An 8172-nucleotide genomic window follows, 5' to 3' on the forward strand; every position below is an offset into this window, starting at 1 on the left:
GCTGGCCGCCGAAGGATGCAGCATCCTTTACATCAGCCACAAGCTGGATGAAATCCGCGCGCTCTGCCATAGCGCCACCGTGATGCGTGGCGGCAGGGTTACAGGCATGTGCGATCCGCGCCAGGAAACCAGCGCCGGCCTGTCGCGCATGATGATCGGCGACGAGCTGGTGCGCTTGCAGCGTGAGCGCAATCCGGATTCCATGCGCAGCGAACGCAAGCTGCACCTCAACCGCCTGTGCCTGCCGAAGGCGCACCTGTTCGCCACCGAACTCAAGGATATCGAATGCGAAGTGCGCGCCGGTGAAATCGTCGGCATCGCCGGCGTTTCCGGCAACGGCCAGCAAGAATTGCTGGCGGCGCTGTCCGGCGAAGACCGCCGTGCCGCGCCGAACATGGTGATGCTGGTCGGCCGCGCCGCCGGGCAGCTGGCGCCCAATCCGCGCCGTGCGCTGGGACTTGGGCTGGTGCCGGAAGAGCGGTTGGGACGCGGCGCCGTGCCGACCCTGGACCTGGCCGCCAATATGCTGCTGTCGCACCAGAAAGCGCCCTACGTCAAACGCGGCATGATCGATTTTGCCTATGCGCGCAAGAGCGCTGCCTCCATTATCGAACGCTTCAAGGTCAAGGCCAGCGGCCCGGGAGCGCTGGCCAAGAGCCTGTCTGGCGGCAACCTGCAGAAATTCATCGTCGGCCGCGAGCTGGAGCGCAAGCCGAGCGTTTTCATCGTCGCCCAGCCGACCTGGGGCGTGGACGTCGGCGCCGCCGCCCAGATCCATGCCGAAATCCTTGCTTTGAAACAGGAAGGCTGCGCAGTGCTGATCATTTCCGAAGAACTGGACGAGCTGTTCGCCCTGTGCGACCGCCTGCACGTGATCGCCAAGGGCCGGCTGTCGCCCGCCATCGCCATCGAACAAGCCACGCGCGAGCAGGTCGGCTTGTGGATGAGCGGCCTCTGGCAGGATGCTGCGGAGGCTGTCCATGCGTAATCTGTGGCCATGGAAGCTGGAACTGCGCGGCACGCCCTCGCGCGCCATGACCTACTGGTCGCCGCTGATCGCTATCGTGCTGACCATGCTGCTGGGTGCGCTCTTGTTCATTGCGCTGGGCAAGGATCCGCTCGCCGGCCTGAAAGTATTCCTGATCGATCCCTTCAACGGCAAGCGCGCCATCAGCGAACTGCTGCTGAAATCGGTGCCGCTGATACTGTGCGCGCTGGGCTTGGCAGTGTGCTTCCGCGCGAATATCTGGAACATCGGCGCGGAAGGCCAGTTCACCGTCGGCGCGCTGTTTTCCGGCGCCATGCTGGTGTTCCTCGATGTGCCTAACCATGCGATTCCGGGTGGCCTCGGGCTGCTGCTGATGGTCCTCGCCGGCATCGTCGGCGGCGCTTTCTGGGCCAGCATTACGGCGCTGCTGCGCGACCGTTTCAACGCCAATGAAATCCTGGTGTCGCTGATGCTGACCTATGTCGCCCAGCTGCTGCTGATGTATGCGGTGAACGGCCCGCTGAAGGATCCCAACGGCATGAATTTTCCGCAATCGAAGGTGTTTTCCAGTGAATTCATGCTGCCGATGCTGTTGAGCGGCACGCGTCTGCATATCGGCTTTGCCGTGACGCTGGTGCTGGCCGTGTTGATGACCGTATTCATGACGCGTAGCTTCCGCGGCTTTTCGCTGATGGTCGGCGGCGTCGCTCCCCATGCGGCGCGCTATGCCGGTTTTTCCAGCCGCAGCGCGCTGTGGGTCTCGCTGCTGATTTCCGGCGGCTTTGCCGGACTGGCCGGCGCCTTTGAAATCGCCGGGCCGATCGGGCAGCTGCTGCCGTCGGTCTCGCCGGGCTATGGTTTCGCCGCCATCATCGTCGCCTTCATCGGCCGTTTGCATCCGGTTGGCGCGGTGCTGGGCGGACTGGTGATGTCGCTGCTCTACCTGGGCGGCGAGCTGGCGCAATCGCGGCTGGGCCTGCCGTCGGCCATCACCGGCGTGTTCCAGGGCATGCTGCTGTTCCTGCTGCTGGCCAGCGACACCTTGATCAATTACCGCCTGCGCCGGAAAGTGAGGATCTGAGATGGAACAACTGGCCTCACTGATTGCGGCATCGATTAACGCCGGCACGCCGCTGCTGCTGGCGGCGCTCGGCTTGCTGATCAACGAACGCGCCGGCGTCCTCAACCTCGGTGCAGAGGGCATGATGCTGGTAGCCGCGATTGCCGGCTTCGCGGTCGGCTACAGCACGCATAGTCCGATGCTCGGCTTCCTTGCCGGCGCCCTCAGCGGCGTCCTCATGGCGGCGCTGTTTTCCTGGCTGGCGCTGGTGCTGGCCACCAACCAGGTGGCCACCGGCCTGGCCCTCTCGATCTTCGGCGCCGGACTGTCGGCTTTCCTCGGTCAGAGCCTGGTCGGCCTCGGCCTGCCGGCGCAAACCATGGGCATCCCCGTGCTCAAGGATATTCCCTTCTTCGGCCCGGCCTTGTTCCAGCAGCACTGGATGAGCTATCTGGCGCTGCTGCTGTGCGGCGCCATTGCCTGGTTCATCTATCGCACCCGCGCCGGCCTGGTCTTGCGCGCCATCGGTGAATCGCCGGAATCGGCCCATGCGCTGGGTTATCCGGTGCGCTGGATACGCTTCGCCGCCTTGCTGTTCGGCGGCGCCTGCTGCGGCCTGGCCGGCGCTTATTTATCGTTGGTGTATACGCCGATGTGGGTCGAGGGCCTGGTGTCCGGGCGCGGCTGGATCGCGCTGGCGCTGACCGCCTTCGCCACCTGGCGGCCGCTGCGGGTGCTGCTCGGCGCCTTGCTGTTCGGCGGCGTCACCATCTTGCAGTTTTACCTGCAGGGCATGGGAGTGAATATTCCATCGCAGGTGCTGTCGATGGCGCCGTACGTGGCGACCATCGTGGTGCTGGCGCTGATCTCGCGCAACCCCGACTGGATCCGGCTCAACATGCCAGCTTCGCTGGGCAAGCCGTTCAAGCCGGATGCCAGCTGAAGCAGCATAAACAGGACAAGCGATTGTCCTGTCTGTGACACAGCGTGGGCACTCCGTGCCCACGCTGTGTCACAGACACTCGTATAACGGACTCTTGTGTCCTAGGCTCTCGTGCCCCGCCCATCCGCGTGGGCACAGGTGCCCACCCTACGAGAGCGATGGATAAGCATGATTTGTCATGATTTAAGAAAGTATCAATAGATAGCAGGCCGACCAACCATCAACACAGAGGGAGATAAGCAATGAAAATATCACGCAGGGCATCGCTGGCCATGCTGGCAGCACTGACTGCCGCCACGCTCATGGGCTGCGGCAAGAAAGAAGAGGCGGCGTCGCCGGCTGCTCCACCGGCCTCCGCGCCGGCCCCGGCCAAGGCCGATCCGCTGAAAGTGGCGTTCGTGTATATCGGCCCGGTCGGCGACGCCGGCTGGACCTTTGCCCACGACAAGGGCCGCAAGGCAGTCGACGAAAAATTCGGCGACAAGGTAAAAACCACGTTTGTGGAAAACGTGCCGGAATCGGCCGCCGATGCAGAGCGCGTGTTCCGCCAGCTGGCGGTGGACGGCAACAAGCTGATCTTCGGCACCAGCTTCGGCTACATGGAAGCGATGCTGAAGGTGGCCAAGGAATTCCCTGACGTCAAATTCGAACACGCGACTGGTTTCAAGACTGCCGACAACCTGGCGCAATACGATGTCCGCACCTATGAAGGCGCTTACCTGGCCGGCGTGGTGGCAGGCAAGATCAGCAAGTCGGGCAAGCTGGGCGTGGTCGCTTCAGTGCCGATTCCTGAAGTGATCCGCAACATCGACGCCTTCACCCTTGGCGCTCGCTCGGTCAATCCGAAAGCCACTACCCGCGTGGTGTGGGTCAACAAGTGGTTCGATCCGGGCAAGGAACGCGAAGCTGCCACCACGCTGATCGGCCAGGGCGTCGACGTCCTGATGCAGAACACCGATTCCGCCGCCGTGGTCCAGACCGCTCAGGAAAAGGGCGTGTCCGCCTTCGGCTGGGATAGCGACATGACCAGCTTCGGCCCGAAAGCGCACCAGGCGGCATCGATGATCAACTGGGGCGTGTACTACACCCAGCGCGTCGGCGCGGTGCTGGACGGCAGCTGGAAAACCAGCACCAGCTGGATCGGCCTGAAAGAAGACGGCATCGACCTCGGCGCCTTCAATGCCGACCTGCCGGCTGACGTCAAAACATTGGTCGCGGAACGCAAGAAAGGCATTGTCGACGGCAGCGCGCCGATCTGGAAAGGCCCTATTGTCGACAACACCGGCAAGGAGCAGGTCGCCAAGGATGCTGTCGCCGACGATGGCTTCCTGCATGGCATCAAGTTCTACGTGCAAGGCGTGGAAGGCAAAGTACCGGGCTGATCGCCAGCCACCGGATCGGCCGCTCATGTGAGTGCGCCGGTCCGCTTCTCCTCATGAGCCGGCAGCCGGCGCGATATTTATCCCAGTCGTTGCAAATTAGCAACTAGCAAGCCCAGGGCCATTGCTATACTGCATCTTCTTTCAAATCCCATATCGAGACGCACATGCCTGACCAGGACCCGACGTCGAACCCCGTGGCGCGTGCCAAGTCTTCCAAGATTGGCCACCTGACCACCGCCATGGTGGAAGACACCGCCAGCATCCTGCAGCAGAGCGGCGAGCTGCAACCCGGCACTGGCCTCATCACCAGCGTGATCGCGCTCAGCCTGGGGTTCCTCAGCCTGCTCGGCGTGCTGGCTTTCCATTACCCGCAATACCTGACCACGCCCGAGCTGCGCCATGTGTACTCAGTCAGCCTGATGCGCCAGATCCTGTTCGGCGCCTTGCTGATCGCCGGTGTGCTGTCGCTGGCCAACATCCTGTTCGGCCGCCAGCGCTCGCTGAATTTTTCGGCGCTGCTGATGGTGCTGGCAGCGGTGGCCTGGGGCGGCTCCAAGGTCGCCGTCGGCGAGTTTCCCGATCACACACCCTATATCGGCCTCGACTGGTTCATCATCGACCTGCTCGGCTCGACCCTGATCTTCGTCCTGATCGAAAAGATGTTCCCGCTGTATCGCAAGCAAGCCATCTTCCGTTTCGAATGGCAGACCGACCTGGTGCATTTCGCGGTCAACCATTTCATCATCGGCCTGGCGCTGCTGGTGGTCAACGTCATGATCCACCGCGTGTTCGGCTGGATGGTGCACGCCGATTTCCAGAACACCGTGGCCGCCATCAGCTTCATCCCGCAGCTGCTGCTGTGCATGCTGGTGGCCGACCTGATGGAATACGGCGCCCACCGCGCCTATCACGAGGTGCCATTCCTGTGGCGCTTCCATTCGGTGCACCACAGCGTCAAGACCATGGACTGGCTGGCCGGCTCGCGCCAGCACATCCTGGAACTGATCTGCACCCGCGTGCTGGTGCTGGGTCCGCTGTTCGTGCTCGGCTTCGACAAATCGGTGGTCAACGCCTACATCATCATCGTCGGCTTCCAGGCCGTGTTCAACCACTCCAACGTGCACCTGCCGTGGGGACCGCTGCGCTACATTTTCGTCACCCCGGATTTCCATCACTGGCATCATTCCTCCGAAGACGAGGCGATCGACAAGAACTATGCGGCGCACTTCGCCTTCATCGATTATTTCCTCGGCACAGCGGTCAAGGCCAAGAAGGCTTTTCCGGAGAAATATGGCGTGGTGGGAGATTACATGCCAGATGGTTTTATCCGGCAGCAGGCGTTTCCATTTCGTAGTACCAAGATAAACTAGAACGTTTTGGCAGATTGGTGTGGAAGTCATGAATAGCAAGAACCAGAAACTGCAGCGCCATCTCTACCGGGCAAGCGTGATTGTCCTGGTAATTGGATTGCTGGGCGCCTGCCTGGTCTATTATTTCGCCGCCGACGGCGGCAACCACGGGCTCGGATATCAGGTGGTGGATGGCGTCTCCTATGCCACCGGTGAATCGAAGGCTTATGTGCGCGACATGGAAATGTATGGCGGCACCTCGGGCAGGCTGATCGGCAGTTTCAATCAGTGGCTGGCCAGTCTTTGGCATGGCAAGCGGCTGGCTTATGTATTGGCCATCGGCGCCGCATTGATTTCCTACGCTTGTTTCTGGTTTGCGCGGGAGTTGGAGTTGTTCGCGACGGATGAGCCGAAAGTTTGATCGAAGAGCTACTTTCTACCAAAAATTTTCTATCCACCTTCGATCAACTGGCTACTCCTGTCAGAATTTTCTTGGTGTGAAAGCAGGCAATGCGGATGTGACTAGCTATTGGACCGCCTCGGGAAACGGTTGTGAGTAGCTTGTAGCTGAGTTGAAAGGCCGCTTCCGGCCAGGAGAAGTCGTTGCCGGTATGCCTGAGGCAGTGCCGCTCGAATGCTACTAGAATCAAATAAGAAAAATACAATGTTCGGACTATTCAAGAGAAATCAATCGGCGGAACTGCCAGCGCCCATCACTCAGCCGGAAAATTCTCCGGTGGTTACTGAAATTGAGCTTAGAAGACGCTATCGCTTCCAATATGAAGACTCCGTTCTGGCAACACAGAGCTGTCTATATTTATTACTTGGGAAAGAAAGCGGAAAAGTTCTTGCACTGAAGTTTCCTTTTGCAACCTTCAAATATGGAGCACCTAACGACGAGGCTCGCGGTGCGCACCCGTTAGCGCGTTATGGGCGTTTTCTGTACGGTATGTACTCGGTTGAGAATTCCCCTTGGATTTTGGAGCAGAAGACTGCTAACCGGGTTCATCCACGGCATTCCGATTCTATGTTTGAAGACAAAAAACATTACCTGATTTGCCTGAAAGATGTAACTCTCGATATTTCATGCCGCAACTTTGAAGAAATAGAACTGCGGGCAGAAGATATTTTTTCAATCGTTCAGGAGCAGCTTAACGACTTGCCTGAGGATTAGACTCTTGACGTCTGTAATCGGCAACACCAGATGTTCGAAGGGAGTCGCCTAAATTGGCAAATATTTTTATATAAAACATGTTTGCCACTCTCACGAAAAAAACAATTTGAAGCCTGTCTACATATCCGTTTTGCTACTTTCCCTAATTTGCATGGGCTGTGAGGATGGCGATTTGCGGGGTAAATTTTCCAAGTCTGCAGATGGAAAAACCTATCTCGCTGTAATAGATGACAGCGGCGGTAACTGCGGGCCGCTCACCGTTGATGGAAAAGATTGGGAAAAGCCGATTAGTCGACCACGAGAGATTGCGCCAAGTAAGCACGTTATTATGTGCGGTGGCGAGATTGGCTTTACAGTTCCAGCAGGTGTTACATACAAATTCAATTATTGGGGACCGTGAAATTGGCTGACTTGTCGTTCGACACTGACACAATTCGGTGCCGGTCAACTCAGCGTTGAATGTCCGTTTTTACATAGCACAGGCCGTTTTGGTCGAAATCAACCTGTTGCAACCGGCTCAAAACGGCCAGGAGCTGGCGGTCAGATTAACTTCTGAAATCTGACGCAGAGTACATATTTTGACGGTGAGCTGATCTCTGACAGGGCGGAACATGGCATATGTAGCAGGTCAACTAATAAAGAGTCGCTGACGCAAGTCGTTCAAAAGCCAGGTTCCAACCGGCCCAAGAGGTTTGTCACGAATATGAGCCGCATATATTAGTAGACGTGTGCTGGGCACGATTTTTTGATCTTGGGTTTCCAGAAGCATTAATCTTCCGTCTTTCAACATCGGCTCTACGATGTGTTTCGGCATCTTGCACCAGCCGAGCCCCGCCAAAAGAAAATCAAGCCGTCTTCCATTGTCGACGAAGCGCCATAGCCTCTGGCCGACGACACCATAATTCGGCCCATCTTGAGCGATTGGATCAGATAAAACCAGCTGGACATGCGCTGCAAAGTCTGCCGTTTCAAGCGGTCGGTCGATCCTGGCCAAAGGATGCTCGGGAACCGCGACGGGTAGTAATTGGAGGTCCATCAATGGATACGCCATCAGGTCGTCAGGAACAGATGGCAGCAAGAGACACAGGCCCAGCGTGGCGCTCCCGTCTCGCAGCCGGCGTTCGGCGCTCCCTAGACCTTCCGTCCGGAAAGTCACGGGGATGTCAGCGTAGGTCTCGCGCAAGGCATGCAGACTTGCGATAAGCGGCTGCGTGGGGATCAACGGGTCGATCGCCAGGGGTAACTCAGCTTCCAATCCGGCGCGTGATCCGCGCGC

At 58.9% G+C, this 8172-nt stretch carries 9 protein-coding genes; 8 read left to right on the top strand and 1 reads right to left on the bottom strand.

Features of this window, described 5'->3' with window-relative positions:
* The 8 genes from VNZ65_RS18895 to VNZ65_RS18930 form a co-directional block, all read left to right on the top strand.
* The coding region (locus tag VNZ65_RS18895; protein WP_325671753.1) for an ATP-binding cassette domain-containing protein at nucleotides 1–988 on the top strand (988 nt) is incomplete at its 5' end.
* Nucleotides 981–2069 (top strand): ABC transporter permease, encoded by a 1089-nt coding sequence (locus tag VNZ65_RS18900; protein ID WP_414649178.1) that lies wholly within the window; start codon nucleotides 981–983, stop codon nucleotides 2067–2069. The genes VNZ65_RS18895 and VNZ65_RS18900, both read left to right, overlap by 8 nt.
* Before the next feature lies 1 nt (nucleotide 2070).
* Complete coding sequence (locus VNZ65_RS18905; RefSeq protein WP_325671757.1) at nucleotides 2071–2991, top strand: ABC transporter permease; 921 nt, start codon at nucleotides 2071–2073, stop codon at nucleotides 2989–2991.
* A gap of 242 nt (nucleotides 2992–3233) precedes the next feature.
* Nucleotides 3234–4373, top strand: coding sequence for a BMP family ABC transporter substrate-binding protein (locus tag VNZ65_RS18910; RefSeq protein ID WP_325671759.1), 1140 nt, complete (start codon nucleotides 3234–3236; stop codon nucleotides 4371–4373).
* Between the two features lie 239 nt (nucleotides 4374–4612).
* Nucleotides 4613–5743, top strand: a complete 1131-nt coding sequence (locus VNZ65_RS18915) for a sterol desaturase family protein (protein WP_325671769.1) — start codon at nucleotides 4613–4615, stop codon at nucleotides 5741–5743.
* Between the two features lie 28 nt (nucleotides 5744–5771).
* Entirely contained in the window at nucleotides 5772–6143 is a 372-nt protein-coding gene (locus tag VNZ65_RS18920) for a hypothetical protein (protein WP_325671761.1), read from the top strand.
* Nucleotides 6144–6386: 243 nt separating this feature from the next.
* Nucleotides 6387–6896, top strand: coding sequence for a hypothetical protein (locus VNZ65_RS18925; protein WP_325671763.1), 510 nt, complete (start codon nucleotides 6387–6389; stop codon nucleotides 6894–6896).
* A 106-nt stretch (nucleotides 6897–7002) separates the two neighbouring features.
* Complete coding sequence (locus tag VNZ65_RS18930) at nucleotides 7003–7296, top strand: hypothetical protein (protein WP_325671765.1); 294 nt, start codon at nucleotides 7003–7005, stop codon at nucleotides 7294–7296.
* A gap of 228 nt (nucleotides 7297–7524) precedes the next feature.
* On the opposite strand, the gene VNZ65_RS18935 is transcribed toward VNZ65_RS18930, so the two are convergent.
* A partial coding sequence (locus VNZ65_RS18935) for a substrate-binding domain-containing protein (RefSeq protein ID WP_325671767.1) occupies nucleotides 7525–8172 on the bottom strand: 648 nt, incomplete at its 5' end.

Source organism: Collimonas sp., from assembly GCF_035566555.1.
Lineage (GTDB): Bacteria > Pseudomonadota > Gammaproteobacteria > Burkholderiales > Burkholderiaceae_D > Collimonas.

What these genes read in the sequence shown, in the direction of transcription:
- VNZ65_RS18910 (WP_325671759.1), top strand. Translation starts at nt 3,234, where the DNA reads ATGAAAATATCACGCAGGGCATCGCTGGCCATGCTGGCAGCACTGACT.
- VNZ65_RS18900 (WP_414649178.1), top strand. Translation starts at nt 981, where the DNA reads ATGCGTAATCTGTGGCCATGGAAGCTGGAACTGCGCGGCACGCCCTCG.
- VNZ65_RS18925 (WP_325671763.1), top strand. Translation starts at nt 6,387, where the DNA reads ATGTTCGGACTATTCAAGAGAAATCAATCGGCGGAACTGCCAGCGCCC.
- VNZ65_RS18915 (WP_325671769.1), top strand. Translation starts at nt 4,613, where the DNA reads ATGGTGGAAGACACCGCCAGCATCCTGCAGCAGAGCGGCGAGCTGCAA.
- VNZ65_RS18905 (WP_325671757.1), top strand. Translation starts at nt 2,071, where the DNA reads ATGGAACAACTGGCCTCACTGATTGCGGCATCGATTAACGCCGGCACG.
- VNZ65_RS18920 (WP_325671761.1), top strand. Translation starts at nt 5,772, where the DNA reads ATGAATAGCAAGAACCAGAAACTGCAGCGCCATCTCTACCGGGCAAGC.